We start from the raw sequence: 26,664 nt of genomic DNA, 5'->3' as shown, positions 1-26,664 counted from the left end.
GGCAGCGTTACGGCCGCGGAACGGGGCGCGGAGAGGATGGCTCCTCGCGCCCCGTTCGCGCGGCAGAATGCTCGGAACGGATCGTCCGTCAGAAAAGAACGATCAGGTCCGGGCACTATTTAAAGCAGGGGCGCTACGCGCGTAGAGCGGCCCCTTTCCCAAGGAGAGTGCGCCATCGACGCGTCCAGCAGCCCTCCGCTCACCGCACAGTCGACGATCGCGGTAGAGCTGGCGGGGATCACCAAGCGCTTCCCCGGTGTCGTCGCCAACCACGACATCCACCTGACTGTCCGAAAAGGCACCGTGCACGCCCTCGTCGGTGAGAACGGCGCCGGCAAGTCGACCCTGATGAAGATCCTCTACGGCATGCAGAAGCCGGACGAGGGCACCATCGCGGTCGGCGGCACCCAGGTGAGCTTCGGCAGCCCCGCCGACGCGATCTCCCGCGGCATCGGCATGGTCCACCAGCACTTCATGCTCGCCGACAACCTCACGGTGCTCGAGAACGTGGTGCTGGGCAGCGAGAAGCTGTACGGCATCGGCGGCACCGCCCGGAAGAAGATCAAGGAGATCTCCGACCGCTACGGCCTCGGCGTCCGCCCCGACGCCCTGGTCGAGGACCTCGGTGTCGCCGAGCGTCAGCGCGTGGAGATCCTCAAGGTCCTCTTCCGCGGCGCCGACACCCTGATCCTCGACGAGCCGACCGCGGTCCTCGTGCCGCAGGAGGTCGACGCGCTCTTCGCCAACCTGCGCGAGCTCAAGTCCGAGGGCCTGTCGGTCATCTTCATCTCCCACAAGCTGGGCGAGGTCCTCTCCGTCGCCGACGAGATCACCGTCATCCGCCGCGGCACGACGGTCGGCACCGCCGTACCCTCCGAGACCACCCCGCGCCAGCTCGCCGAGATGATGGTCGGCAGCGAGCTCCCCACCCCGGAGACCGCCGAGTCGACCGTCACCGACCGGGCCGTCGTCGAGGTCAGGGACCTCACCGTCCACGCCAGCGGCGGCGCCTCCCTCGGCGTCGAGGCCGAGCCCGCGACCGGTGGCGTCACCGGTGGGATCGCCACGGCCGCCGGCGAGGTCAAGAAGGTCCTCGACGACGTCTCCTTCACCATCCACGCCGGTGAGGTCATGGGCATCGCCGGTGTCGAGGGCAACGGCCAGACCGAGCTCATCGACGCCCTGATCGGCACCAAGAACGCCGACTCCGGAGCCATCTTCTTCGAGGGCGCGGACGTCACCTCCTGGGCCACCCGCAAGCGCCGCGAGTCCGGCGTCGGCTACATCCCCGAGGACCGCCACCGCCAGGGCCTGCTCCTGGAGGCACCCCTCTGGGAGAACCGCATCCTCGGCCATGTCACCGAGACACCCAACGCCAAGGGCTTCTGGCTGACCCCGAAGGCCGCCCAGGCCGACACCCGCCGCATCGTCGAGGAGTACGACGTCCGTACCCCCGGCATCGACGTCACCGCGGCCTCCCTCTCCGGCGGCAACCAGCAGAAGCTGATCGTCGGCCGCGAGATGAGCCACAACCCCAAGTTCCTGATCGCCGCCCACCCCACCCGCGGTGTGGACGTCGGCGCACAGGCCCAGATCTGGGACCGCATCCGCGACGCCCGCCGCGAGGGACTGGCCGTGCTGCTGATCTCCGCCGACCTGGACGAGCTCATCGGCCTGTCGGACACCCTGCGCGTGATCTACAACGGCAGGCTGGTCGCCGACGCCGACCCGGCCACCGTCACCCCGGAGGAGCTCGGCTCCGCCATGACGGGTGCCGCCACCGGACACCTTGAGCACGTCGAGGACGAGAGCGCCCCGGAGGACGAGGCCCGATGAAGAAGTTCGACAAGGAGCGACTGCTCCTCGCCGTGGCCGGACCGGCCCTGGCGCTCGTCGCGGCGATCCTGCTGACCTCGGTCGTGCTGCTCGCCTCGGGCAAGAGCCCGATCGAGCCGTACACGCTCATGCTGGAGCAGGCCGGCTACTCCGACGTACAGGTACTGATCATCAACCAGGCGTCGATGTACTACATCGCCGCCCTCGCGGTGGCCCTCGGCTTCCGGATGAACCTGTTCAACATCGGCGTCGACGGCCAGTACCGCCTCGGCGCCATGATGACCGCGGTGGTCGGCGCCCACGTGGCACTGCCGTCCTTCCTCCAGGTCCCGATGCTGCTCCTGGTCGGCGCCCTCACCGGCGCCATGTGGGCCGGTATCGCGGGCATCCTGAAGGTGACCCGGGGCGTCAGCGAGGTCGTCTCGACGATCATGCTCAACTCGATCGCCACCAGCCTCATCGGCTACCTCACCCTCACCGACAACTTCGGTGTGCTGGTCGGAGACAACGTCACGACCGGCGTGATGAAGGAGTCCGGCTGGGTGCCCGGCATCAACCTCGGGTCGGACGTCGGTGAGATCTACGGCCTGGTCTTCCTCGCGGTCGCCATGGGCATCGGCTACTGGGCCGTCCTCAACCGCACCCGCTTCGGCTTCGACCTCAGGGCCACCGGTGAGTCCGAGTCCGCCGCCGCGGCCTCCGGCGTCAACGCCAAGCGCATGGTGCTCACCGCGATGCTGATCTCCGGCGCGGTCGCCGGCATCTCGGGTCTGCCGCTGCTGCTCGGCGACGCCCACACCTACAGCCTCAGCTTCCCGGCCGGCCTCGGCTTCACCGCCATCGGCATCGCCCTGCTCGGCCGCAACAACCCCGGCGGCATCGCACTCGCGGCCCTGCTGTGGGCCTTCCTCGACAAGGCGTCCCCCGCTCTCGACTACGCGACTCCCGAGCCGTACGAGAAGGAGATCGCCACGATCATGCAGGGTCTGATCGTCTTCGCGGTCGTCATCTCCTACGAGGTCGTCCGCACCTGGGGCCTGCGCCGCCAGCAGAAGCGCGTCGGTGAGGAGCTCGCCGCGGCTGCCGCCAACACGAAGAAGGAGGTGGCGGTCTGATGAGCACCGCGACCATCGCCAAGGCGCTGGCGAAGCCCGGAAAGGGCGGCCGCCGTATCTCGCTGCCTGTCGTCCTCCTGATCATCTCGGGCGTCCTCATCCTGACGTCCGTCGTCCGCCTGATCACCGGCGCGGACGGCATCACCTCGACCGGCCAGATGTCCACCGCGCTGCGCTCCGCCGTGCCGATCGGCCTCGCGGGCCTCGGCGGTCTGTGGGCCGAGCGCGCGGGCGTCGTCAACATCGGCCTTGAAGGCATGATGATCCTCGGCACCTGGTTCGGCGCCTGGGCCGGATACCAGTGGGGCCCCTGGACCGGCGTCGTCGTCGGCATCATCGGCGGCGCGCTCGGCGCCGTCCTGCACGCCATCGCCACCGTGACGTTCAACGTCAACCACATCGTCTCCGGTGTGGCCCTGAACATCCTGGCCCTGGGCACCACCCGCTATCTGTCGAAGTACACCTTCGAGGAGGCCGCGCAGGGCTCCTCCAAGCAGTCCCCGCCGATCGAGTCGCTGGGCACCTTCGACGTCCCGGGCCTGTCCGGCTGGCTGGAGACCCTCAACCAGAAGCACTGGTTCCTGGTCTCCGACATCGCCGGCCTGGTCGGCGGCCTGATCACCGACCTGTCGCCGCTCACCGTCGTCGCGGTGGCCCTCGTACCCACCACCTGGTACGTCCTGTGGCGCACGTCCTTCGGTCTGCGGCTGCGGTCCTGCGGTGAGAACCCGATCGCGGCGGAGTCCCTCGGCGTCAACGTCTACAAGTACAAGTACATCGCCGTGATCATCTCCGGCGGCTTCGCCGGCCTCGGCGGTGCCTTCCTGTCGATCGTGTCGTCCAACGTGTACCTCGACGGCCAGACGGCCGGCCGCGGTTACATCGGTCTCGCCGCGATGATCTTCGGCAACTGGATGCCGGGCGGACTCGCCCTCGGCGCCGGCCTGTTCGGCTACACCGACAGCCTCAAGCTGCGCGGCGGCACGACCAACGTCCACGCGCTGATCCTGCTCCTGGCGATCCTGCTGGTGTTCGGCGTCGCGTACCTCATCTGGAAGAAGAAGTACGTCCCCGCCGCCATCACCGCCGCGATCTCGGCCCTGATGTTCGTCTGGTACACCACCACGAGCGAGGTCCCGAACCAGGTCGTGACGGCCAGCCCGTACGTCATCACCCTGCTCGTGCTCTCGCTGTCCGCACAACGCCTGAGGATGCCGAAGGCCGACGGACTGCCCTATCGGAAGGGGCAAGGGAAGTGACCTCCGCCGACTTCGACTGGGACGCCCTGCGGGAGGTGGCGCGCGAGGCGATGAGCCACGCGTACGCCCCCTACTCGGGCTACCCGGTCGGCGTCTCGGCCCTCGTCGACGACGGCCGTACGGTCTCCGGCTGCAATGTCGAGAACGCCTCCTACGGACTCGGCCTGTGCGCCGAGTGCGGGCTGGTCTCGGAGCTTCAGCGCACCGGCGGCGGCCGGCTGACGCACTTCACGTGCGTCGACGGCCGGGGCGAGGTCCTCGTTCCCTGCGGGCGGTGCCGTCAGCTGCTGTACGAGTTCGGTGGCCCGGATCTCCTGCTGGAGACCCCGGCGGGGATCCTGCCGCTGTCCGAGATGCTGCCGCAAGCCTTCGGGCCGGAGCACCTCACCAAGTAACTCCCGTGCGGCCCCTTCGAGTTGCTCCTTCAGACAGCTCGGAGGGGCCGTGCACTTTCTGATTGTCCGGAAGGAATGCTTCATGGCCGTTTTCTCGACGGATGCCATCTCCGTCATCCGCACCAAGCGGGACCACGGTGAGCTCAGCGACGAGCAGATCGACTGGGTCATCGACGCGTACACCCGCGGGGAGGTCGCCGACTACCAGATGGCCGCGCTGAACATGGCCATCCTCCTCAACGGTATGAACCGCAGCGAGATCTCCCGCTGGACCGCCGCGATGATCGCGAGCGGCGAGCGCATGGACTTCTCGTCGCTGTCCCTCCCGACTGCCGACAAGCACTCCACCGGCGGCGTCGGCGACAAGATCACGCTGCCCCTCGCCCCGCTGGTCGCGGCGTGCGGCGCGGCCGTCCCGCAGCTGTCCGGCCGCGGCCTCGGCCACACCGGCGGCACGCTGGACAAGCTGGAGTCGATCCCGGGCTGGCGCGCGCTGCTGTCGAACGAGGAGATGCTGCACGTCCTCGACACCACGGGTGCGGTGATCTGTGCCGCCGGCGACGGTCTCGCCCCGGCCGACAAGAAGCTGTACGCCCTGCGCGATGTCACCGGCACCGTGGAGGCGATCCCCCTCATCGCCTCGTCGATCATGTCGAAGAAGATCGCGGAGGGCACGGGCTCCCTGGTCCTGGACGTGAAGGTCGGCACGGGCGCCTTCATGAAGACCATCGAGGACGCCCGGGAGCTGGCCTCCACGATGGTCGGCCTGGGCACGGACCACGGTGTGAAGACGGTGGCGCTGCTGACGGACATGTCGACACCGCTGGGCCTGACGGCGGGCAACGCCCTCGAGGTCCGCGAGTCGGTCGAGGTCCTGGCGGGCGGCGGCCCGTCGGACGTCGTGGAACTGACCATCGCCCTGGCCCGCGAGATGCTCGCCGCGGCCGGCGTGAAGGACGCCGACCCGGCGAAGGCACTGGCCGACGGCTCGGCCATGGACGTCTGGCGCCGCATGATCGCGGCCCAGGGCGGCGACCCGGACGCGGAGCTGCCGGTCGCCAAGGAGCAGCACGTGGTCAAGGCCGGCGCCTCCGGCGTCCTGACCCGCCTCGACGCCTACGACATCGGCATCGCCGCCTGGCGCCTCGGAGCGGGCCGCGCCCGCAAGGAGGACCCGGTCCAGGCGGGCGCGGGCGTCGAGATGCACGCCAAGCCCGGCGACACGGTCACCGAGGGCCAGCCCCTCCTGACCCTCCACACGGACACCCCGGAGCGCTTCGAGTACGCGCTGGAGGCGGTCGGGGGCTCCTACGACATCGCCGCCGCGGGCACGGACTTCACGGCGTCGCCGGTGGTGCTGGAGCGGATCGCCTGATGTGAGGTGACGGGAGAGGGGCCGGTGCCTTCGGGCGTCGGCCCCTCTCCGTGTTCGCGGTCAGCCCAGCAGCGCCGCGACCACCACCAGGACCGGCACCGACAGCACGGTCGACACCAGGATCGAGTCCCGCGCCAGCCGCTCGCCCACCCGGTAACTCGACGCGTACGTGTAGAGGTTCTGCGCCGCGGGCAGCGCCGATGTCACCACCACGTCGAGGAGTTGGTGGCCGCGCAGCCCGAACACCCCCACCGCCAGCGCCCAGGCGGCCGCCGGCTGGCCCACCGACTTCAGCGCGACCGAGAGCAGGACCAGCTGACGGTCCGGGCCCCGGCCCGGCATCGTGCTGCCGCACAGGGAGATGCCGAACGCCAACAGCACCGCCGGGACGGACATGTTGCCGATCAGCGTCACCGGGTCCATGACCGCCGACGGGATGCGCAGGCCGGTCGCCGAGACCGCGACCCCCGCCAGTGAACCCACCGCGATCGGGTTGCGCAGCGGTGTCAGCAGCCGTAGCCACAGGGGGTCCTTGCCGTCCCGGGCCGACAGGTCCAGGACGGTCAGCGCGATCGGGGTCAGCAGGAGCAGCTGGAACAGCAGCACCGGGGCCACCAGCGAGGCGTCGCCCAGGACGTACACGGCGATCGGGATGCCGAGGTTGCCGGAGTTGACGTAGCTGGAGCACAGCGCGCCGATCGTCGTACGGCCCACGCCCCAGCCGCGTACGGCACCCACCGCGACGAAGACGCCCGCCATCGCCGCCGTGCTCAGCGCGGTCACGACCAGGCGGCTGGAGAAGACCATCGACAGGTCGGCCCGCGCCAGCGTCGTGAAGAGCAGGGCCGGGGAGGCGACGTGGAAGGCGAGCTTGGTCAGGACCTCGCGCCCGTTGTCACCGAGGTAGCCGCGGCGCCCGATCAGATACCCGACCGCGATGACCACGGCGATGACGGCGAAGCCGGTCAGCACCCCCTGCACGGAACCTCCTCGTCGGTGAGGAGAGCGTGGGATATCCAGGGCGGTGCTGATCCGTGGGGCATACAGCCAACCCTCTGGGGAAGAGGATGCCCAGGTCAATGTGATCCCGGTCGGTGGACTCCCGCACGGCCCTCGCAGCGACGATGAGTTCCGCCCGCCCGCCCGGTCTACAGATCGTGGACGCCATGACACCCGCCGTGCTCGTACTGGCCGGCCCCGTCACCCGGGACGAGGTGGCGGGGCTGTGCGACGACGTGCGGGCACTGCTGGACACGACCGGGGCCGGGGTCGTGGTCTGTGATGTGGCCGGGCTCGGACCGCCGGGCCTCGGGGCCGTCGACCTGCTGGCGCGGCTCCAACTCGCCGCCCGGCGGGCCGGCGGACGGATCCGGCTCAGAGACCCCGACCCGGCCCTACACGCCGTCCTCGACCTGGTCGGACTCCGCTTCGAGAGCGTCGAGATGGAGGGGGAGCCCGAACAGCGGGAACCACCTCTTGGTGTCGAGGAAGAAGTGGAACCCGGTGAGCCGGCCCTCTGAGATCTCCAGGACCTGTACCGCCCACGGTGTGTAGCCGCCCGCGTCGGGGTCCGGCTTGTACTGGGCGAACCCCGGCAGACCGTTGACCCGCACCGGCACCAGACGGGAGCCCTCGCAGGCCGAACCCAGCGTCGTCATGAAGCCCGTGATGTCGTCGTGGCCCGTCAGCCACAGGTCGAACGGCGGCATCGTCATGATGGCGTCCTCGTGCAGCAGGGCCGTCAGCGCCGTCATGTCGTACCCCTCGAACGCCGCCATGTAGCGGTCCAGGAGCTTCTGCTGCTCCTCGTCCAGCGGGTCGGACACCGTCGCCTCCGCGCCGTGCCCGTCCCGCTCGGCGAGGGTCGCGCGGGCCCGCTGGAGGGCGCTGTTGACCGATGCGACCGTGGTGTCGAGCAGCTCGGCGACCTCGCTCGCCTTCCAGGCCAGCACCTCGCGCAGGATCAGCACCGCGCGCTGCTTGGGCGGGAGTTGCTGGAGCGCTGCCATGAAGGCGAGCCGTACGGATTCCTTGGCCACGGCCGCCTCCGCCGGGTCCTCGACGGTGGGCAGGATGCGGGCGTCCGGCATCGGCTCCAGCCAGGTGTGGTCCGGGCGGGGGGAGAGAGCGGCCTGGGCGAGCGGGGTCGACTCGGTGAGGTCCATGGGCCTCGCGCGCTTGTTGCCGGCCGTCAGCATGTCCAGGCAGACGTTGGTCGCGATGCGGTAGAGCCAGGAGCGGAGGCTGGAGCGGCCCTCGAACCTGTCGTAGCTGCGCCAGGCGCGGACCATCGTGTCCTGCACCGCGTCCTCCGCCTCGAAGGACGAGCCGAGCATGCGGTAGCAGTACCCGGTCAGCTCGACCCGGTGCTTCTCCAGCCTGACGTCGAGGTCCGTTGTCGTCGTGCTGTCCGTCATCGTCCACCCACCCCTGTGGCCGTTCTGTGTCGCGCCTTTGCGCCCACCACGTTCGAAGCTATCGCAGGGGTCTGACAATGGCGTGCCGAGTGATGAAACATGCAGCTCAGACACTTCTCGCCCCCGCCGCCCTTACCTGTTCCCATCCCCAGGGGCGCGGCCCCTCCGACCCCGTTCCCAGGGGGCTCCGCCCCCTGGACCCCCGCTCCTCAAGCGCCGGAGGGGGCGAGAAAAGGCAGTCCCCCTGGTCGACCGACCTCGACCAGGGGGAAGAAGGGGGGCGTACGGCTCAGGCCACCAGGAGCCGCTGCTGGGCCCGAGCCGCACGCGTTCCGAGGACGGTGATCGTGACGACACCGAGCACCGCCAGCAGACCGACCCCGACGGTCCCGGCCCAGCCGCCCGCGTGGAAGGCGAGCGCACCGACCGTGCTGCCCACGCTGGAGCCGATGTAGTACGCCGACTGGTACAGCGCCGAAGCCTGCGCCCGACCCTCGGTCGCCGTCTTGCTGACCGCCGACGACGCGCACGCGTGACCCGCGAAGAAGCCACCCGTGATCAGCACCAGCCCCAGCAGGACCAGCACCAGCGAGTCCGCCAGCGAAAGCACCAGCCCCGCCGCCGTCGTCGCGCCCGCCGCGTACAGCGCACCCCGCCGCCCGAGGCGCCCCACCAGACGCCCGGCCGTGGACGCCGACACCGTGCCCACCAGGTACACCAGGAAGATCGAGCCGACGACACCCTGCGGCAGATCGAACGGCGCCTCCGTCAGCCGGTACCCGATCACCGTGTACACACCGCCGAACACCGTCATGAACAGCGCGCCGATCGCGTACAGCCGGCACATCAGCGGGTTGGACAGGTGCTCACGGACCGTCCGCACCAGCACCCGCGGCTTCAGCGACCCGGCGACGAAGTGCTTCGGCGCCGGCAGCAGCAGCCGGAACGCCACCGCGCACCCGACCGCGATCGCACCGATCACGCCCAGGGCCACCCGCCAGCCCCACTCCTGCGCCACCCAGCCGGTGATGACCCGGCCGCTCATCCCACCGACACTGTTGCCCGCGACGAACAGTCCGATCGCCGTGACCAGCGCCTTCGGCCGGACCTCCTCCGCCAGATAGGCCGTGGCGGAAGCCGGAAGGCCGGCCAGCGCCGCGCCCTGCAGCGCCCGCAGCGCCACCAGCACCGGCAGTGAGGGAGCCAGCGGGACCAGGAGACCGACGATCACCGCGACCGCCAGCGAACCCGTCATGACCGTGCGCCGCCCGTACCGCTCCGACACCGCGCTCATCGGCAGCACGAACAGGGCCAGTCCGCCCGTCGCCGCCGCCACCGTCCAGCTCGCGTCGCTCGCCGCCACCCCGAAGTCGCCGGAGATCAGCGGCAGAAGGGCCTGCGTGGAGTACAGGAGGGCGAAGGTCGCCACCCCGGCGAGGAAGAGGGCGAAGCTCATCCGGCGGTAGCCGGGGCCGCCCGGGGCCATACGGGAGTCGACGACAGGAACAGCGGATACGGCGCCCATGGTCATGGACGCCTCGGTACTGGCAGGCATGCTTCGAAGTTACGTACACCTCGGTTCATGCGTCCAATGCACGGACTCGCCATAATCGTTCCCATGGTGCATCAACACAGCTCACAGCCTCGACTGTCACCGTCCAGTGACACAGAAGACATGTCGGAGATGTCGATGGTGCTGGCCCCACGGCTGGCGTACTTCGCCGGCGTCGCCCGCACCGAGCACGTCACCCGGGCCGCCCAGGAGATGAACGTCCCGCAGTCCACGCTCTCCCGCGCGATGGTCCGCCTCGAACAGGACCTGGGCGTCGACCTGTTCGCCCGCATCGGCCGCACCGTCTCCCTCACCCCGGCCGGCCGGGCCTTCCTCGGCCACGTCGAACGCGCCCTCGCCGAGATCGACCGCGCCGCCGAGGAGGTCCGCGCCGACGCCGACCCGGCCACCGGCAAGGTCGCCTTCGGCTTTCTGCACACCATGGGCTCGGAGACGGTCCCCGGCCTGATCCGCGCCTTCCGCGCCGACCACCCCCGCGTCCGCTTCAGCCTCGTCCAGAACTACGGCGAGGCGATGCTCGAACGCCTCCGCGCGGGCGAGCTGGACCTGTGTCTGACCTCCCCGGTCCCGGACGCCCCGGACCTGGTCGGCCGCCGACTCGACGAGCAGAAGCTGCGTCTGGTCGTCCCCGCCGACCACCGCCTCGCCTCCCGCAAGCGCGTGCGCCTCGCCGAGGCCGCCGACGAGACCTTCGTGACCCTGGAACCCAACTACGGCATGCGCCGCATCACCGACGACCTGTGCCAGGAGGCCGGTTTCAAGCCGCGGATCGCCTTCGAGGGGGAGGAAGCCGAGACGCTGCGAGGACTGGTCGCCGCCGGTCTCGGGGTCGCCCTCCTCCCGCCGCCCGCCGTGGCCCGCCCTGGTGTCGTCGAGCTGACCGTCACCGCCCCGCGCGCGGTCCGCGAGATCGGTGTCGCCTGGCTCGACGGCCACCCGGACACGCCGCCGGTGGCGGCCTTCAAGAAGTTCCTGCTCGCGCAGCGCGGCCGTCTGCTCCCGGACTGACCGGACTGGCCGGACCGACCACCGCCTTCGCCGAAGCGCGCGAGAGCAGCCCGTGCTTGGGCGCCAGGCACCACGTCACCATGAACACCCCGGTCAGGACCACGACGATGGAGCCGCCGGCCGCCAAGTCGTAGGTGTACGACACGTACAGCCCGGCCAGGCTCCCCGCGCAGCCGATCGCCGACGCGAGCAGCGTCATGGTCCACAGCCGCTCGGTCAGCAGCCGGGCGGTCGCGGCGGGCGTGATGAGCAGGGCGAGGACGAGGACGTTGCCGACGGCCTCCAGCGACATCACGATCGTGGAGGTCACGACCACGTACAGCGTCAGGTCGAGCCGGAACACCGGCAGCCCGGCCGCCCGTGCCGTCTCCCGGTCCAGGCTGACCGCGACGAGCTCCTTGCGTAGGGCGAGCACGACGGCCACGAGCACGGCCCCGATCCCGGCGACCGTCCACACGTCCTGCGGCGACACCGCCAGCACCTGCCCGAACAGGAACGAGGACAGGTCGGTCGTCCAGCTGTCCCGCGTCGACACCAGCACGATCCCGAGGCCGAACGCGAAGGCGAAGAAGACGCCGATGACGGTGTCCTCCTTCAGTCGTCGGTTCTGCGAGACGTACGCGATGAGCACCGAGGTGACGATCCCGGCCGTCGCCCCGCCGAGGAGCAGATTCCCCTCGAAGGTGTAGGCCAGCGCCACCCCGGGGAACGCCGAGTGCGCCACCGCGTCCCCGATGAACGCCATCCCGCGCAGCACGACGTACACCCCGACCACCCCGCACACCAGCCCCACCACGGCGGCGACGGCGAACGCCCGCTGCATGAAGGGAAGTTCCCAGGGGTCGAGCAGGAAGTCGATCACGTCACCGTCTCCGTGGGCATGGCCCGGTCGAGTCCGAAGGCCCGCAGCATCCGGTCCGGTTCGGTCAGCAGCTCGGGCCCGCCCTCGGCGACGACCGTCCGGTTGATCAGCACCACCCGGTCGCAGGTGCGGGCGGCCGCCGCCAGGTCGTGGGTGGTCATCAGCAGGGCCCGGCCCTCGGCGGCGAGCTGTCGGAAGAGCTGGTTGAGGAGCTCCTGGGTGGGGACGTCCACGCCGGTGAACGGCTCGTCGAGCAGCAGGAGCCGGGGTTCCGCCGCCAACGCCCTGGCCACGAGCACGCGTTGGCGCTGCCCGCCGGACAGCTCGCCGATGGGCCGGCGTGCCAGGCCGGTGAGCCCGGTGAGCTCCAGGGCGCGTTCGGCGGCCTCCCGGTCGGTCTGCCGGGGCCGCCGAAGCCACCCGATCGTCCTCGTGCGTCCGGTCAGCACGGCCCCCGCGACGTCGATCGGGAAGTCCCAGGCGAACTCGTGCCGTTGGGGCACGTACCCGGGCCGGGACGCCACGGACACGGCCCCCGAGACGAGCGGCACCAGCCCGAGCGCCGCCCGCAACAGCGTCGTCTTCCCGGCCCCGTTGGGCCCGATCAGCCCGACCAGCTCACCCGCCGCCACGGTGAGCGAGGCGTCCTCCAGCGCGAGCCGCCCTCCGAGCACGACGGACGCGGCCTCGACCCGCAGCACCCCGTTCACACGCCCCGCCGCCGACGCCGTACGCCCCACACCGCACCCCCGCCGACGAGCGCGAGGCCGGCGGCCGCGCCGGCGAGGAGAGTGGGGTGGCCGGCGCCGGTGCCGGCCATGGAGCCGGATGAAGTGCCCTGGTCTGAACCGGTCTTGGTCGAGTCCGCAGCCGAGGGGGAGGGCGAGGACGACGACCCGGCATCGGAGGAGCCGCCCCCGGGGCTCACCGCGTCCGCCTTCCCGTCCCCGACCACGAACGCCACGGTCTCCGTGTCGCTCACGGCCCTTCCGTCGGCGAGTTTCCCGCTCATCCTGAAGGTCAGCCGGTAGGTGCCCTCCTTCGTGAACGCCCACCCGCCGTGCGCATGCGTGTTCGCGGGGACCTCGAAGGAGTCCGGGACGCCGTCCTTGCTGTTGAACAGCACCTCGGCGCCGGACATCGCGTCGTACGTGTACAGCGCGTACGCGCCCGGCCCCGCGACGTCGGCCAGGGTGAATGTCACGCCGCCCTTCATCGCCCCGGCCGCGACGTTGTCCGTCGACCAGCCGGGCCACAGCAGCCCTTCCTGCTGCACCTGGTCGAGCAGCCAGACATCGGTTCCGGGCCTGCCCAGGAAGGCGAAGGCGTCGTTGTCGGGCAGCGTGTTCCTCGCGGCCGGTCCCACGCGCAGGACCAGGGAGGACGGCTCGCGCCAGGTGGTCCTCCCGGAGACCGTGCCGTCCTTGACGTGGATCTGGAGCCTGTCGTCGAGAACGCGGGCGGCGAAGTCGATGTGGCCCTCGTCGAGGACCTTCCGGGTCGAGACGACATCGGACGTGGCGGCCGTGCGCGGCCTCTGCGCCGGAGCGGTGAGCGCGCGCGCCGGGGCCTCGGGTGTGGGGGCAGCGGTCGACTCCACCGGTTCGCCCTCACCCCCGACCACCACGGTGTACACGGTCCCGACGGACAGCTCCCGCCCGTCCGCCGCCGCCGTACCGGCCGCCTCGAAGATGAGCCGGTAGGTGCCTTCCTCGCTGAACTCCCAGCGGCCATCGGCCTGTTCACCCACCGGCACCTCGACCCGGTCCGGCACGTCGTCCGCGCTGTCGAAGAGCACGGAGTCATCCCCGTGCACCGTGACGTCACCCGGTCCGTCCACCCCCGTCAGCGCCCAGGTCACGGTGTCCCCGGCAAGGACACCCGACGGCACCCCCGTCGTGTCCCACCCCGGCGCGGCCGAGTCCGCCTGGACCACATGGGCACTGTCCGCGGGATCGAGCGTCAACTCCCCGTCGGTGTAAGCGATCCTCCCGATCCCGCTCGACGGCTCGTCCGCGACGGCGACCCCGCCCCCCGCGAGTGCGGCCGCCAGCACCACGGCGACCGCGACCCGTTCACTGCCCCTCATCCGGCTTTCCCTCCAAGGCACTTGGCGAGCTCCGTCGCGTTGTGCCGCATCATCGATACGTAGTCGTGGACCTTGTCGTCGAACGAGTCGCCGTAGATCGTGCAGACATCGACCCCCTCGTCCTGGGCGACCCGCTCCAGCACGTTCGCCCGCGCGGCGAGGTTCGGTTCCACGAACACGGCCGGGACCCGCTTCTCCCGGATGGTGTCGCCGAGCCTCTCCACCTCGGCCGCGCTGGGCTCCTGGTTGGGCACCGGCACGACGAAGCCGGCGACCTCCATGCCGTACGCCTTGGCGAGATAGCCGAAGGCGTCATGGGTGGTGATCAGCTTGCGGTTCCGTTCGGGGACGGTCGCGAGCGTCCGCCCGACCTCCTCGTCCAGCGCGCCGAGCCGCTTCAGGTAGGCCGAGGCGTTCTTCGCGTACGTCGTCGCGCCGGCGGGGTCCGCCTTCGCCAACTCGGCCTGGATCCGGCGTACATACGCCTCCGCGTTGGAGACGTCCTCCCAGGCGTGCGGGTCCAGATCGCCGTGCACGTGCTTGCCGAGCACGGCCTGCGGCAGCACCCACAGCGGGTCACCGGCGTTCCCGAGGAAGGAGTACGCGCTCTCCTCGGGCACCGACTCCCGCGCCCGGGCAGGCACGTTCAGTACCACCTCGTCCGGCGCGAACCTCCTTCGCTCGCCGCTCTTCTCGTCGTCGGCGCGGACGTACACCTTCCCGGTCCCGGCGTCGAGCGCGAGGTCGGCGTGTCCACCGTCGAGGACGGTGGCGCCCTCGGGGGCGCCGGTGCCGACGGCGAAGGTGAAGGTGCCGCTGCCGAACTCCTCGGTTGTCCCGTCGAGCGTCTCGGTCCGCCCCTCGACCGTCAGCCGGTACGTGCCCGGCTCGCTGAACGCCCAGTTGACGTGCGTGTGCGCCTCGGGCGGCAGGGTGAAGGAGTCCGAGGCGTCGAAACCGTCACCGGAGTCGACGTACACCTTGGGGCGTCCGAGTGTGTCGGTCAGGTAGACCCGCAGATCCCCCGGCCCCTCCAACTCGGTCGCGGTCGTACGGACTTGGGAGCCGTCCCCGGCGACCTCGCCCTCCACCGCCCAGCCGAGCCACAGCACATCGAGCCCGAGGTCCTCCTCGAGCTTCATCACCGTGCCGCCGTACTGTTCCAGCTTCTCGGCGATCTCGATCTTCGGCGCGGACTCCTGGGCGTTGCTGTGGACCATCTTCATGATCCCGGGCTCCTCCAGCAGCAGTCCGTTGCCGAACACGAGGTCGGCTCGCGCGACCTTCGCCGCGTCCCCGGGACTCGGCTCGTAGGAGTGCGGGTCTCCGTGGTGCGGCACGATCGACGTCACGTCGGTCCGCTCACCGCCGACCTGCCGGACCAGGTCGGCGATGATCGCGGTGGTCGTGGAGACCTTCAACTCGGCGCCGGACGCGCCGGATTCACTCCGGCCGCAGCCGGCGGCCAGCACACAGGCGGCGGTGAGCACCACGGCCGCGATACGCGTGGGACGGCCTCGCATGGGGCTCCCTCCTCTCAGTCGGTCGTACGGCGTCGTCGTACGAGGAACACCGCGCCGCCACCCAGCACGAGGGCGGCCACCGCGATCCCCGCGACCGTCGGCACCTGGGCACCGGTGGAGGCGAGCGCGCCGGACGTGCCGTCGACGCTCACCGCCGCCCCGGAGGCGGTTGCACCCGGTGACCCGGAAGCGGCAGCCGATGCCGATGCCGATGTCGGTTCCGACGCCGAAGCGGTGGCCGTGGGTGTCGCCGAGCCGGTCCCGCTCGCACTCGCCGTCGGTGTCGTCGTGGGTGTGGCCGTCGGTTCGTCCCCCGTCCCCGGTGTCACCGTCGACGGATCGGTGTCGTCCCCGACCACCCAGGCGAGGGTCTGCGTGTCACCGACCCGCGTGCCGTCGGCGAGCGTGGCGCTGACGGTGAACGTGGTGCGGTAGACGCCCTCGGCGGAGAAGGCCCAGTCGAAGTGGGCGTGGGTGCCGCCGGCGAGGGTGTGCGTGTCGGGCAGTCCGTCGCCGCTGTTGAGCGGGACGACCGGGGTGCCCGTCGAGTCGCTGTAGAACATCGCGACGTTCCCGGGCCCCTGGACGGAGTCCAGCCGGAAGGAGACCTTGCCGTCGAGGTCGGTCCTGGGGAACTCCCCGGTGTTCCAGCCGGGCCACACGATCCCGGCGTTCTGCTGCAACGGCAGCCACCACACCGCGTCGCCCGGGGTGCCGAGGAAGTCGTATCCCTCGGGGATCTTCCGTTTGGCGGCGGGCCGTACGTGCAGGACGACCCGGCCCGGCTCGTGCCACGTGTGGTCGAGTTCGGAGCCCTCCTTGAGCTGGAACTCCAGCTCGCCGGCGACCTTCCGGGCCGCCATGTCGACGTGCCCCTCGGAGATGACGTGCGTCGTGGCGGTGGGAGACGGAGTGGGGCTCGCGGACGGTGTCGGCGTGGTCCCGTCGCCCGGCATCACGGTCGACGGATCGACGTCGTCGCCCACCACGACGGCCAGCGTCTCGGTGTCGGTGGCGCCGCCGGCGGTCACGGTGAAGGTGAGCCGGTAGACGCCTTCGGCGGTGAACTGCCAGATGGGCGCCAGCCGTTCCGTGTCCCCGGCCAGGATGAAGGACCGCGGTACGCCCTCCGCGCTGCCGAGATGGGCGATCGCCGGGCCGTTCACACTGTCGATCTCACGCGTGTACGTGGCCAGGCCGAAGACCCCGGGCCCCTCGAACCCGGACAGCGCGACCTCGGTGTCCCCGCCCGCCTCGGTGCCCTTCCAGCCCGGCTCGGCCGCGAAGATGTTCACCGCCTCCCAGCCGCCCAGCTGCCAGGAGTCCATGTTGGTGGTCCCCAGCGCCGTGGCCACCGGGTCCGGCGTGTACTGGAGGGCGGACGGTACGACGTGCAGGACGACCTCGGACGGTTCGCGTACGACCGTGGAGCCGGCTCCGCGGTCGTCGATCTGCAACCGCAGCCCGCCGTCCACCTGGCGGGGCGTGAAGTCGAGTTCGCCCTCGTCCAGGACGACGGCACCGCCGGCGGCGCGGGCGTCCCCGCTGCCGCCGGCGACGACCAGCCCTGCCGCGCACAGGAGCACCGCTGCCGTCGTGGTGAGAGCGGCCGCCGTGAAGGCGCGCCCGCCGCGCGTCAGGGCTTCCGTCATGAGCTGACGACGACGGTGTAGGTCCCGGTGGCGGTCTTGGCGACACCGCCGACCGTGCCGGAGACCCGGAACGTCAGCTGGTAGGTGCCGGCCTCCTCGAAGGCCCAGTTGGCGTGGTTGTGGGTGGCGACGGCGAAGGTTCTGGACTTGAAGCTGCTGGTCGCGGTGTCGCTGTCGAACCAGCGGCTGCCGCTGCCCGCGTAGACGCTGAAGTCCTCGGTCGAGGCGCCGTCGCGGGTGGCGCCGACGAGGGTGAACGTGACGTTGTTGTTGGCGAAGACCCCCGTGGTCAGGTGCTCGGTGGAGACGCCGGGGAAGAGCACCCCGGCGGCGGTCGCCTCGGCCTCGGTGTCCGGCAGCAGCCAGACCTGGCTGCCCGAACCGAGGAAGGCGTGGCCCGGGTTGGTGACCTTCGCGGCGGCCGGGACGGCCAGCGTCAGGTCCGCGGGGTCGTACTCGGTGTCGTTCTCCTCGTCATGGGCGTGCAGGCTCAGCGCGGAGCCGTCCCAGTCGGCGTCGAGGACGTCGACATGGCCGGACGACAGCGTCGTCGCGGCGAACGCCGAGGAGTTGAGACCGGCGGTGGCGAGCGTGGCGGCGGCGATGCCGGCGACGGTCAGCAGACGGTTGCGGGTACGCAAAAGAGGACCCCCCTTAGGTCATGGACATGCCCCCATGGGCACGTAAAGACGATAATCATTTTCAGTAAAGAGTGGCAAGGGGGTCATGAGAGGGGAGTGCGGGCGCTGTGAAGCGCGTGACGGTGTCGGTCACCGCCGGGCGGTGCTGCCGGCTACCGCCGCAGCGACCGCCCGAAGCCCGCCGCCAGCGGCATCCGCAGCCCCAGCGGCGGCGGGGCGGCCAGGGCGTCCTCGACCGGGCGGGAGAACGCGCGGCCGAAGAGTGAGCCCATGACGAAGTCCTCGGCCAGCGCGTGGACTTCGTCCCGGTGCTGGCGCAACGCGTGGCCGTCGGAGTGGACTTCGAACCGGCAGACGTCCCGGTTCGCCTTCTTCGCCCGTGCCGCGAGCCGGAACGACAGCTCCGGGTCCGTGCGCGCGTCGTTCGTGCCGTGCACCATCAGCACCCGTCGGCCCACGAGCTGCTTCACCGGTTCGGGGGGCGCCGCCACGTCCTCCTCGGGCAGCCAAGGGGCGATGGCCAGCACGGAGTTGACGGCCTCGTGGCCGGCCGCGTGCAGCGCGGCCCGGGCGCCCATGTCGACGCCGGCCAGGCACACGGCGACGTCGCCGTAGCGCCGTACGACTTCCTCCGTGGCCCAGTCGGCGTCCCGGGCGAGATGTGCCTCCGCGCCGTTCCAGCCGCGGTAGCGGTAGTGGACGACATGGGTGGCCAGACCGTCCTCCCGGCCCGCGCGCGCCAGCCGGCGGCCGAGGGCGCGGACGGACGCGGTCGCCATCATGGAGGACGGTCTGCGGTCGGAGTTCTCCTCGCCGCCGGGGAGCAGCAGCACCACCCCGCTCACCGCCGTCGGTTCCGGACCGAGTGCCCGTCCCAGCCGGGCCGTACGAACCGGCGTCGCTTGCTGTGCCATGACAGAACAGTGTCAGAAGCGTCCGTGTACTCCACCCGTCGGGGCGGTCACCGTTACGTATCGACGGAGTTGTACACCGAGCGATCTACGCGCGTAGGAGTTAGAGTGCGTGAATGACGAGCCAGACTGACCGGACGGGAACCACCCCGAGCTCGGACCAGATCCGCCGGGCACCCAAGGTTCTGCTGCACGATCACCTCGACGGCGGGCTGCGCCCCGGCACCGTCGTCGAGCTCGCCCGGGACACCGGGTACGCCCAACTCCCCGAGCACGACGCCGACAAGCTCGGCATCTGGTTCCGCGAGGCCGCCGACTCCGGTTCGCTGGAACGGTACTTGGAGACCTTCTCCCACACCGTCGGTGTGATGCAGACCCGCGAGGCCCTGGTCCGGGTCGCCGCCGAGTGCGCCGAGGACCTCGCCGCCGACGGGGTCGTCTACGCCGAGGTGCGGTACGCCCCCGAGCAGCACCTCGAGGGCGGGCTCGGCCTCGAAGAGGTCGTCGAGGCCGTCAACGAGGGCTTCCGGGAAGGGGAGCGGATCGCCCGCGAGAGCGGCCACCGCATCCGCGTCGGCGCCCTGCTCACCGCGATGCGGCACGCCGCCCGCGCCCTGGAGATCGCCGAACTCGCCAACCGCTACCGCGATCTGGGTGTGGTGGGCTTCGACATCGCGGGCGCCGAGGCCGGCTACCCGCCCACCCGGCACCTCGACGCGTTCGAATACCTCAAGCGCGAGAACAACCACTTCACCATCCACGCCGGCGAAGCCTTCGGGCTCCCCTCCATCTGGCAGGCCCTGCAGTGGTGCGGCGCCGACCGGCTCGGCCACGGTGTGCGCATCATCGACGACATCCAGGTCCACCAGGACGGCTCGGTCAAGCTCGGCCGGCTCGCCTCCTACGTCCGGGACAAGCGCATCCCGCTGGAGCTGTGCCCGAGCTCCAACCTCCAGACCGGGGCCGCCGACTCCTATGCCGAGCACCCGATCGGGCTGCTGCGCCGGCTGCACTTCCGGGCCACCGTGAACACCGACAACCGGCTGATGTCCGGTACGAGCATGAGCCGTGAATTCGAGCATCTGGTCGGAGCGTTCGGCTACACGCTCGACGACATGCAGTGGTTCTCCGTCAATGCGATGAAATCAGCGTTCATTCCTTTCGATGAACGACTGGCCATGATCAATGACGTCGTCAAGCCCGGATATGCCGAGCTGAAGTCCGAATGGTTGTTCCAGCAAACCGCCTCCACCAGCGGTTCTGTGGCCGACGAGGGCTGATCGCGGATCTCGCGGAAATCGAAATGCGGACGGGTATTCACAATCCGTCCGCATTTCGATGTTTGCGGCGGATGCCGATGCGTGTTTACGGTCGTGGACCGCTCACATCACCGTCATCCCATTCGAGGACGCATTTTCATGAAGCAGTCTGCTGCCAAGACCCTCGGTGTCGCCGCCCTCGGTGCCGCCTTCGCCGCCGTCGGTGCGGGTGCCGCGAACGCCGCCCCGGCCGTTCCGGACGCCTCCCAGGCGCTGGACACCGTCACCAAGACGCTTCCGGCGGAGAACGTCGCCAAGGCGCTGCCGGGTGCCGGTGACGCGCTGTCGCAGGCGCAGCCGGCGGTCGCCGCGGGTCTGGCCGCCGTGACGCCCGCCGCCCAGAGCGCGCTCGCCGACGGCCCGACCAAGCCGGTCGCCGGTCTGCTCGGCGGTCTGCCGGTCGGCCAGACCGGGCTGCCCACCCAGGGTCTGCCGCTGAACGGGATCCCGCTCGGCTGAACCGCCGAACGCCCCGATGGGGCGCACCCCTGGTACGGGGTGCGCCCCATCGGCGTAGGTGCGAAAGGCCGGTTACCAGGCCGCCTGCGTCTTGTTCACCTTGCCCTCGGAGGGGAACAGGATCCACAGGGCGATGTAGAGCAGGAACTGCGGGCCGGGCAGCAGGCACGAGAGCAGGAAGATCACCCGCATCGTGGTGGCCGAGGTGCCGAAGCGCCGTGCCAGCGCGGCACACACTCCGCCGATCATGCGGCCGTTGGTGGGGCGGGCAAGGCGGGACATTGCGGCTCCTTCGTGAGCGTTGTCGGGCTGCCTTTCCGGCTGCCTCGTCTGTCTTCGACGCTACGGAGACGAAGGGGGCAAAGCGTCGCTCTACGGTGCGATGCCGACCCTGGGAATCGTCGGGGTACGACCCTGAGAGGGCTCCTCCGCAGGGACGGCCGCCCGCCTGGGCAACCGGGACCTGCGGCGGAACCAGGCGCGGCCCGCGGGGATGAAGGCGGCGTGCGCGAGGCCCACGCCCACGGTGTTCAGGAGGACCGAGTCGATGTCGACGACCTGACCGGGGACGCCGGTCTGCAGCAGTTCGATGCCGAGGGAGATCAGGGCGCCCGCGGCGACCGTACGGATCAGGGACGCGAGCGGGGAGACGTACAGCCTGCCGTGCGCCAGCGGGAACAGCACCCCGAGCGGGGCCAGCAGCGCGACCGCCTCACCGATCCGCCGGGCGGCCTGCGGCCAGCCGAGGGCCAGGTCGGCCCGGATCCCGGCGAGCGGGGTGAGATTCGGCGGCGTCATCCACGGGACGTCCAGCGGTCGCAGGGTGAGCCAGGCCACGAACGCGAGATGCGCGACGAGGAGGAAACCCCCCGCCGCCCGCATGCGGATCACGGCGCTGCTGCCGATGGAGCCTTGACGCTGCACGACCCCCTAGACGCGGGGTGCGGCGGGATCGGTTCCGGGCATACGGGTGAGGCGTCCGCCACACCCGTACATCAGCCGTCCGTGACCTCCGTCGACGGAGGTTTCGCGCTGGTCGGTTCGGCGCGGACCTCGTCGGTGCACTCGTAGCGGCGCAGGGCGGCGCCGTTCGGGCCGCCGAGGATGACCGAGCCGTCCCCCTCGGCGGCGGCCGAGTCGGAGAACGTGCAGACGATCTGGGCGAGGGAGGACTTGGCGAGGGCATCCGGCGGGAAGCTCAGCCGGAGGGTGTCCTCGGGATCCTCGGAGCGCGGCCCGGTCACCGTCATGCCGTCGCGCACGGTCGTCCGGTACCCGGCCTCCGCCTCGCCGGCCGACGGCGCCGCCGCGAGCTCGTTGAGCAGCTCCTGCGCCACCAGCACCCGCCGCCGGGAGTCCGCCGTACCGTCCTCGACGCTCACCGTCCGGTCGACGGCCACCAGCGACGAACCGCACAGCAGGAACACCTGCACCGCCAGCCCGCGCGAGGACTGCGCGGAGACGTCCGGCTCCGAGACGGAGCAGTGCACCCGTGAGGGCGCGGGCCCGAAGTCCGTCGGGACCTCGGTGGCCCGGATACCGCACCCGGTGGCCAGCGCCGCCAGCACGGGCAGCGCCAGCAGCCGTCGTACGGTCACGGTGCTCATGCCCCGCCGCCCCCGCCCTCGCGTCACGCTCATGGGTTCTTCTCCCCCTCGCCCTCCTGCGCCAGCTCCGACCCGTCCCTGGGCAGTCGCAGCGTGAAGACCGCGCCGCCCTCGGGGGAGTTCGCGGCGGTGATCTCGCCGCCGTGGATATGGGCGTTCTCCAGGGCGATGGAGAGGCCGAGTCCGCTGCCCTCGGAGCGGGGGCGCGACGCGCTCGCCTTGTAGAACCGGTCGAAGACATGCGGCAGGACGTCCTCGGGGATGCCGGGCCCGTGGTCCCGCACCTCGATGACGACCGAATCGTCCGCCGCCCGCACCGCCACCCGCACCGGCGAACCGCCGTGCTTGAGCGCGTTGCCGACCAGGTTCGCCATGATCACGTCCAGGCGGCGCGGGTCGAGCCGGGCGTGGATGCCGCGTTCGGCGTCCAGGTCCACCGCGTCCAGCCAGGCCCGCGCGTCGATGCAGGCGGTGATCTGGTCGGCGACGTCGACGTCGTCCAGGACGAGACGGGCGGTACCCGCGTCGAAGCGGGTGACCTCCATCAGGTTCTCGACGAGGTCGTTGAGGCGCCGCGTCTCGCTGACCACCAGCCGTACCGCCGGCTCGATCATCGGGTCCATCGAACCCGATTCCGCCTCCAGCTCCTCCTCGAGGATCTCCGTCACGGCGGTGATCGCGGTGAGCGGCGTACGCAGTTCATGGCTCATGTCGGCGACGAACCGCCGGGACGCCTCGTCCCGCCCGGCCATGTCGTCGACCCGTTTCTCCAGGGCCTCGGCCGCGTCGTTGAACGTCCGTGACAGATCGGCGAGTTCATCGGTGCCGGACACCCTCAGCCGGGTGTCCAGCTTGCCCTCGCCGAGCCGGCGGGCGGCGACCCCGAGCCGGTGCACCGGTTTCAGTACGGTCGTGGCGGCGGCCTGCGCGAGCAGCGCCGAGCCGATCAGTGCGAGACCGGTGGCGATACCGAGCGACCAGGCAAGGGAGTTGAGGTCCTTCGCCTCCGGCTCCAGCGACTTGAGCATGTAACCGGTGGTGCCGCCGTTGATGACCTTCGTGCCGGCCACGAGATACGGGGTGCCGTCGTCGACGATCCGCTGCCAGTACAGGTGGTACGCGTACTTGTTGGAGGAGTCGACCTCCTGCGTCTCGTCCACCGCGGCCCGCAGCGACCTGGGGACGTCCTGGACCGCGAAGCCGTTCAGGGCGCCGGAGTTGGCGTACAGCGCCTCGCCGTCGGAGCCCTTCGCGACGAGCAGCACACTGAACCGCTGGCTGCTGTTGGCCATCTCCTGTGCGGTGCGCTGGAGTTCGTACTGCTCGGGGAGCTCGGGCAACAGGCCCGCGTGGTTCTGCATCTCCTGCTGGAAGTCGCGCAGCACCGCGTCCTGGGTGCGGGTGAGCACCGCCTCGCGGTTGAGCCAGTAGGCGATCCCGGACGCGGACACCGCGGCGGTGAGCGCCACGAGCCCGAAGACCACGACGAGCCGCAGACGCAGACTGGTGAAGCGCAGTCGTGTCAGATGTCCCTTGCGAGCCGCGGCCCAGCCGCGGATCCCCCCTTGCGCTTGGGTCACTGAGGCGTGTCCAGCCGGTAGCCGACACCACGGACCGTGCGGATCAGGGTCGGGGACGACGGTACGTCCTCGACCTTGGCGCGCAGCCGCTGCACACAGGCGTCGACGAGCCGCGAGTCGCCGAGGTAGTCGTGCTCCCACACAAGGCGCAGCAACTGCTGGCGGGACAGCGCCTGTCCGGGCCGCCGGCTCAGCTCGAGCAGGAGCCGCAGCTCGGTCGGCGTGAGCTGCAGGTCCTCGCCGTTCTTCGTCACGGTCATGGCCGCGCGGTCGATGACGAGCGAACCGAAGGTCGCCGCGTCGTTGGACTCCCGCTCCCCGCGCCGCAGCACGGCCCGGATCCGGGCGTCGAGCACCCGGCCCTGCACGGGTTTGACGACATAGTCGTCCGCGCCGGACTCCAGTCCGACCACGATGTCGATGTCGTCGCTGCGCGCGGTCAGCAGAATGATCGGCAGCTGGTCCGTGCGCCGGATGCGCCGGCACACCTCGAACCCGTCGATGCCGGGCAGCATCACGTCCAGCACGATCAGGTCCGGCCGCTGCTCACGCAGCAGCTTCAGGCCGTCCTCGCCGGTGGCAGCCGTGGCAACCCGGTGACCCTGGCGCGTCAGTGACAGCTCCAGGGCCGTGCGGATGGCGTCGTCGTCCTCGATCAGCAACAGGGAAGGCACGGGGCTCATTCTGGCCCATGGCGGGGTGCGGTTTCGACACCTGTACGGGTACGTGCACGTAGCGCCGCTCTCTGTGACCGTGCTGTGTCTTCCCTGAGGCCGACCCCTGTGACAGGTCTGTGACAGTCGGCGGACACGGCCATGAAGGTGCGAGGGCAAGCTTCTCGGCACAGGCAAGGAAGCACAGCCTGGGAAGCAGAACACCGGAAGTCCACGACGGGGGGCGCGAGATGAACACGCTGCACAGCAACAGCACCAGCGCAGTGATCACGCGTCTGCACGACGTGAACGGGGGCCGGGGTTCCGAGAAGTCCGGCGCCGTGAGCGGGCGGGGGTGCGCTCGCGGCGCTGGGCGTCAGCACACCACGTACATGTCGGTGGTTGACGGTTTCACGGGGGAAGCACACGGGGGAAGCGCGTACAGGGAGGACTCGGGGGAGCGTCGTTCGCTGTCGGAGGCGGAGTTCACCGCCTACGTCCAGGAGCGCCGCGCCTCCCTGTACGCAACCGCCTACCACCTGACCGGTGACCGCTTCGAGGCCGAGGACCTGCTCCAGAGCGCGCTGTTCTCGACGTACAGGGCCTGGGACCGGATCAGTGACAAGGCGGCCGTCGGGGGATACCTGCGACGGACGATGACGAATCTGCACATCAGCGCGTGGCGCCGCCGCAAGCTGAACGAGTACCCGACCGAGGAACTGCCGGAGACGCCCGGCGACACGGACGCGATGCGCGGCACGGAACTGCGCGCGGTCCTGTGGCAGGCGCTGGCCCGGCTGCCCGAACTCCAGCGGACGATGCTGGTCCTCCGTTACTACGAGGGCCGCACCGACCCGGAGATCGCGGACATCCTCGACATCAGTGTCGGCACGGTGAAGTCCAGCATCTGGCGGTCGCTCCGCCGGCTGCGCGAGGACGAGGTCCTCAGCTTCGGCCGTGACGAGGAGGACGCCTTCGGGGAGCTCGTCGCCTGAGGGTTGGGGGAGCACCACCACGGGGGAGCACCGCGGGGGAGCGGTAGCGCGGTGGTGCGGTAACACGGGGGAGCAGTACCGGGGGGTTTCACGGGGGAAGCACCACCGGGGGGAAATCGGGGGAAGCACCACCACGGGGGAAGCACCAAAAAGCGGGACTGGAGGGCCGGGGGGTCCGTCCAGTCCCGCTTTGGCGTGTGCTCAGCGGGCCGCCATGGGAGCCGCCTCGGCGGCACTGTCCCCGACGGCGATACCCACGGCGGGATCGACCCCCTCGATGCGGTACGCGCCGGTCCCGCTCTCGGGGATGCCGTCCCCGGAGTCGTTCGGGGTGTCGTCGCACTCCGCGACCGTGGCGGTGCCCAAGCGCTCGCCGACGGTGAACACGGACTTCTCGGTGGGCAGATAGTCACGGCTGTCGTAGGTCACCAGACCCGAGCAGGAGGCCGAGGCCTCGCCGCCGGCGCATCCGGTGGCGGCCAGCAGCGCCGCGGCCGCCACGAGCAGGGTTCCACGTGTGATCGTCATGGTCCTACGACGTGGAAGGCGCCGAGGACGTTCAGCCCGCCGGAGTCGAGGCCGCCGGACGGCGGCCCGCCGCTGCCGCGGCCAGTCGGCCGAGCGCCTCGTCCTTGTCGCAGGCGTGGGCGCCGAGCGCGGTCTGGCGGGAGACGATCGTGCGCTCCTGCCGCATCAGCCGCCAGCCGCGGCGCAGCAGGAACGGCACCGACTTACGGCCCTCCCTGAGGTCCCGCAGGAAGCGGCGCCGGAACGTCTGGACGGGACCGCGGCTCAGGCACAGGGCGTCGGCCAGCACACCCAGCTCCTGGCAGCGCGTCACGATCTCCGCGGCGAAGATGCCCTCCGCGATGAACAGCGGGGTCCGCCCGATGTCGACGGTCTCCGCGCCGGTGCGGGCGCTCAGCGAGATGTCGTACTGCGGGACGTCCGTACGACCCGTGCCGCACAGCTCGACGATCGCCGCGACGGCCACGTCCGCGTCCCACGACTCGGGGTGGTCCCAGTCGATGTCGGAGCTCCCCGCCACCAGCGGCAGAGTCGGGTCGTCGCCCTCCTTGTAGAAGTCGTCGAGCCTGAGGACCGGAAGACCGGAACGGGCCGCGAGGAGGGACTTGCCGGAGCCGGAGGGGCCGCAGAGCAGCACGACTCGCGTCGGTATGGACGAAGGGGAACTCACGGGACACCAGTGTGCGGCATTCACCCGCTGTTCATCGACCCCGCGGACCGGCATTGCAGTGCGCGTCACATCGGCGACCACCTTGGGTGCCGTACCGCTCACCATGCGTGTGTGAAGTCGCGGCACCAGACCTGGCAACTAGCTGCCAACCGGGGTGACGCACGAGTGCGTCGCGCGTGATCCTCGCCTTCGTCACC

At 70.7% G+C, this 26,664-nt stretch carries 26 protein-coding genes and 1 pseudogene; 10 read left to right on the top strand and 17 right to left on the bottom strand.

Annotated elements, in window-relative coordinates; genetic code table 11:
* The first annotated feature begins 174 nt into the window (after positions 1 to 174).
* The 5 genes from ACWD3I_RS12390 to ACWD3I_RS12370 all read left to right on the top strand — a co-directional run bounded on the left by ACWD3I_RS12390 (position 175) and on the right by ACWD3I_RS12370 (position 5,980).
* Entirely contained in the window at positions 175 to 1,836 is a 1,662-nt protein-coding gene (locus tag ACWD3I_RS12390) for an ABC transporter ATP-binding protein (RefSeq protein WP_451084085.1), read from the top strand.
* Entirely contained in the window at positions 1,833 to 2,951 is a 1,119-nt protein-coding gene (locus tag ACWD3I_RS12385; protein WP_365392199.1) for an ABC transporter permease, read from the top strand. Before ACWD3I_RS12390 ends, ACWD3I_RS12385 begins: the two co-directional genes overlap by 4 nt.
* A complete protein-coding gene (locus ACWD3I_RS12380) occupies positions 2,951 to 4,210 on the top strand; it encodes an ABC transporter permease (protein WP_365392197.1) in 1,260 nt (419 codons plus the stop codon). Before ACWD3I_RS12385 ends, ACWD3I_RS12380 begins: the two co-directional genes overlap by 1 nt.
* The gene (locus tag ACWD3I_RS12375; protein ID WP_365392195.1) at positions 4,207 to 4,605 is read left to right on the top strand and encodes a cytidine deaminase; all 399 of its coding nucleotides are present in this window, start codon (positions 4,207 to 4,209) and stop codon (positions 4,603 to 4,605) included. The genes ACWD3I_RS12380 and ACWD3I_RS12375 overlap by 4 nt, the downstream gene beginning before the upstream one ends.
* Positions 4,606 to 4,687: 82 nt before the next feature.
* Positions 4,688 to 5,980: a thymidine phosphorylase gene (locus ACWD3I_RS12370; RefSeq protein WP_365392193.1), complete on the top strand. Its 1,293-nt coding sequence runs from the start codon at positions 4,688 to 4,690 to the stop codon at positions 5,978 to 5,980.
* Between the two features lie 60 nt (positions 5,981 to 6,040).
* Here the strand turns inward: ACWD3I_RS12370 and ACWD3I_RS12365 are convergent, their stop codons facing one another.
* Positions 6,041 to 6,961 carry an AEC family transporter gene (locus tag ACWD3I_RS12365; RefSeq protein ID WP_365392191.1) on the bottom strand — a complete coding sequence of 307 codons (921 nt, stop codon included), beginning with the start codon at positions 6,959 to 6,961 and terminating at the stop codon, positions 6,041 to 6,043.
* A 143-nt stretch (positions 6,962 to 7,104) separates the two neighbouring features.
* Between ACWD3I_RS12365 and ACWD3I_RS12360 the strand changes: the two are divergent.
* Positions 7,105 to 7,344 (top strand): annotated as a pseudogene (locus ACWD3I_RS12360) (STAS domain-containing protein); the annotation flags it as partial.
* Between the two features lie 30 nt (positions 7,345 to 7,374).
* Here ACWD3I_RS12360 and ACWD3I_RS12355 read toward each other — a convergent pair.
* Together ACWD3I_RS12355 and ACWD3I_RS12350 are read right to left on the bottom strand one after the other, a co-directional pair.
* On the bottom strand, positions 7,375 to 8,397 hold the full coding sequence (locus tag ACWD3I_RS12355; RefSeq protein WP_365392189.1) for a sigma-70 family RNA polymerase sigma factor: 1,023 nt from the start codon (positions 8,395 to 8,397) through the stop codon (positions 7,375 to 7,377).
* Positions 8,398 to 8,686: 289 nt separating this feature from the next.
* Positions 8,687 to 9,952 carry an MFS transporter gene (locus tag ACWD3I_RS12350; protein ID WP_365392187.1) on the bottom strand — a complete coding sequence of 422 codons (1,266 nt, stop codon included), beginning with the start codon at positions 9,950 to 9,952 and terminating at the stop codon, positions 8,687 to 8,689.
* Between the two features lie 63 nt (positions 9,953 to 10,015).
* Between ACWD3I_RS12350 and ACWD3I_RS12345 the strand changes: the two genes are divergently transcribed.
* Complete coding sequence (locus ACWD3I_RS12345) at positions 10,016 to 10,978, top strand: LysR family transcriptional regulator (protein ID WP_266888764.1); 963 nt, start codon at positions 10,016 to 10,018, stop codon at positions 10,976 to 10,978.
* On the opposite strand, the gene ACWD3I_RS12340 is transcribed toward ACWD3I_RS12345, so the two are convergent.
* From ACWD3I_RS12340 to ACWD3I_RS12310, 7 genes are all read right to left on the bottom strand, one after another.
* Entirely contained in the window at positions 10,932 to 11,840 is a 909-nt protein-coding gene (locus ACWD3I_RS12340) for an anchored repeat-type ABC transporter permease subunit (protein ID WP_365392185.1), read from the bottom strand. The genes ACWD3I_RS12345 and ACWD3I_RS12340 overlap by 47 nt on opposite strands.
* Positions 11,837 to 12,580, bottom strand: coding sequence for an anchored repeat-type ABC transporter ATP-binding subunit (locus ACWD3I_RS12335; protein ID WP_451084073.1), 744 nt, complete (start codon positions 12,578 to 12,580; stop codon positions 11,837 to 11,839). Before ACWD3I_RS12335 ends, ACWD3I_RS12340 begins: the two co-directional genes overlap by 4 nt.
* On the bottom strand, positions 12,547 to 13,929 hold the full coding sequence (locus ACWD3I_RS12330; RefSeq protein ID WP_365392183.1) for a choice-of-anchor M domain-containing protein: 1,383 nt from the start codon (positions 13,927 to 13,929) through the stop codon (positions 12,547 to 12,549). Before ACWD3I_RS12330 ends, ACWD3I_RS12335 begins: the two co-directional genes overlap by 34 nt.
* A complete protein-coding gene (locus ACWD3I_RS12325) occupies positions 13,926 to 15,452 on the bottom strand; it encodes an anchored repeat ABC transporter, substrate-binding protein (protein ID WP_365392181.1) in 1,527 nt (508 codons plus the stop codon). The genes ACWD3I_RS12330 and ACWD3I_RS12325 overlap by 4 nt, the downstream gene beginning before the upstream one ends.
* 14 nt (positions 15,453 to 15,466) lie before the next feature.
* Positions 15,467 to 17,104: a choice-of-anchor M domain-containing protein gene (locus tag ACWD3I_RS12320; RefSeq protein ID WP_365392179.1), complete on the bottom strand. Its 1,638-nt coding sequence runs from the start codon at positions 17,102 to 17,104 to the stop codon at positions 15,467 to 15,469.
* The gene (locus ACWD3I_RS12315) at positions 17,101 to 17,745 is read right to left on the bottom strand and encodes a choice-of-anchor M domain-containing protein (protein ID WP_365392177.1); all 645 of its coding nucleotides are present in this window, start codon (positions 17,743 to 17,745) and stop codon (positions 17,101 to 17,103) included. Before ACWD3I_RS12315 ends, ACWD3I_RS12320 begins: the two co-directional genes overlap by 4 nt.
* Positions 17,746 to 17,897: 152 nt before the next feature.
* The gene (locus tag ACWD3I_RS12310; RefSeq protein ID WP_365392175.1) at positions 17,898 to 18,659 is read right to left on the bottom strand and encodes an alpha/beta hydrolase; all 762 of its coding nucleotides are present in this window, start codon (positions 18,657 to 18,659) and stop codon (positions 17,898 to 17,900) included.
* Positions 18,660 to 18,772: 113 nt separating this feature from the next.
* Between ACWD3I_RS12310 and ACWD3I_RS12305 the strand changes: the two genes are divergently transcribed.
* Entirely contained in the window at positions 18,773 to 19,936 is a 1,164-nt protein-coding gene (locus ACWD3I_RS12305) for an adenosine deaminase (protein WP_365392173.1), read from the top strand.
* Between the two features lie 138 nt (positions 19,937 to 20,074).
* Positions 20,075 to 20,434 carry an ATP-binding protein gene (locus ACWD3I_RS12300; protein ID WP_266888755.1) on the top strand — a complete coding sequence of 120 codons (360 nt, stop codon included), beginning with the start codon at positions 20,075 to 20,077 and terminating at the stop codon, positions 20,432 to 20,434.
* Between the two features lie 72 nt (positions 20,435 to 20,506).
* Here ACWD3I_RS12300 and ACWD3I_RS12295 read toward each other — a convergent pair whose 3' ends face one another.
* The 5 genes from ACWD3I_RS12295 to afsQ1 all read right to left on the bottom strand — a co-directional run bounded on the left by ACWD3I_RS12295 (position 20,507) and on the right by afsQ1 (position 24,295).
* Positions 20,507 to 20,716 (bottom strand): PspC domain-containing protein, encoded by a 210-nt coding sequence (locus tag ACWD3I_RS12295; protein ID WP_361548419.1) that lies wholly within the window; start codon positions 20,714 to 20,716, stop codon positions 20,507 to 20,509.
* Positions 20,717 to 20,806: 90 nt separating this feature from the next.
* Positions 20,807 to 21,358 carry a VanZ family protein gene (locus ACWD3I_RS12290; RefSeq protein WP_365392170.1) on the bottom strand — a complete coding sequence of 184 codons (552 nt, stop codon included), beginning with the start codon at positions 21,356 to 21,358 and terminating at the stop codon, positions 20,807 to 20,809.
* A 71-nt stretch (positions 21,359 to 21,429) separates the two neighbouring features.
* Positions 21,430 to 22,074, bottom strand: coding sequence for a hypothetical protein (locus ACWD3I_RS12285; protein WP_365392168.1), 645 nt, complete (start codon positions 22,072 to 22,074; stop codon positions 21,430 to 21,432).
* On the bottom strand, positions 22,071 to 23,621 hold the full coding sequence (locus tag ACWD3I_RS12280; RefSeq protein WP_365392166.1) for a HAMP domain-containing sensor histidine kinase: 1,551 nt from the start codon (positions 23,619 to 23,621) through the stop codon (positions 22,071 to 22,073). The genes ACWD3I_RS12285 and ACWD3I_RS12280 overlap by 4 nt, the downstream gene beginning before the upstream one ends.
* Positions 23,618 to 24,295: a two-component system response regulator AfsQ1 gene (afsQ1, locus tag ACWD3I_RS12275; RefSeq protein WP_266822790.1), complete on the bottom strand. Its 678-nt coding sequence runs from the start codon at positions 24,293 to 24,295 to the stop codon at positions 23,618 to 23,620. Before afsQ1 ends, ACWD3I_RS12280 begins: the two co-directional genes overlap by 4 nt.
* A 230-nt stretch (positions 24,296 to 24,525) precedes the next feature.
* On the opposite strand from afsQ1, the gene ACWD3I_RS12270 reads away from it, so the two are divergent.
* Complete coding sequence (locus tag ACWD3I_RS12270; protein ID WP_365392164.1) at positions 24,526 to 25,269, top strand: SigE family RNA polymerase sigma factor; 744 nt, start codon at positions 24,526 to 24,528, stop codon at positions 25,267 to 25,269.
* 201 nt (positions 25,270 to 25,470) lie between these two features.
* Here ACWD3I_RS12270 and ACWD3I_RS12265 read toward each other — a convergent pair whose 3' ends face one another.
* Positions 25,471 to 25,797 (bottom strand): DUF6281 family protein, encoded by a 327-nt coding sequence (locus tag ACWD3I_RS12265; protein WP_365392162.1) that lies wholly within the window; start codon positions 25,795 to 25,797, stop codon positions 25,471 to 25,473.
* Positions 25,798 to 25,828: 31 nt separating this feature from the next.
* Complete coding sequence (locus tag ACWD3I_RS12260) at positions 25,829 to 26,521, bottom strand: uridine kinase family protein (protein ID WP_365392560.1); 693 nt, start codon at positions 26,519 to 26,521, stop codon at positions 25,829 to 25,831.
* Between the last annotated feature and the right edge of the window lie 143 nt (positions 26,522 to 26,664).

The sequence above is a fragment of the Streptomyces sp. NPDC002817 genome (assembly GCF_053592055.1).
This window is presented reverse-complemented; position numbering and strand designations above follow the sequence as displayed.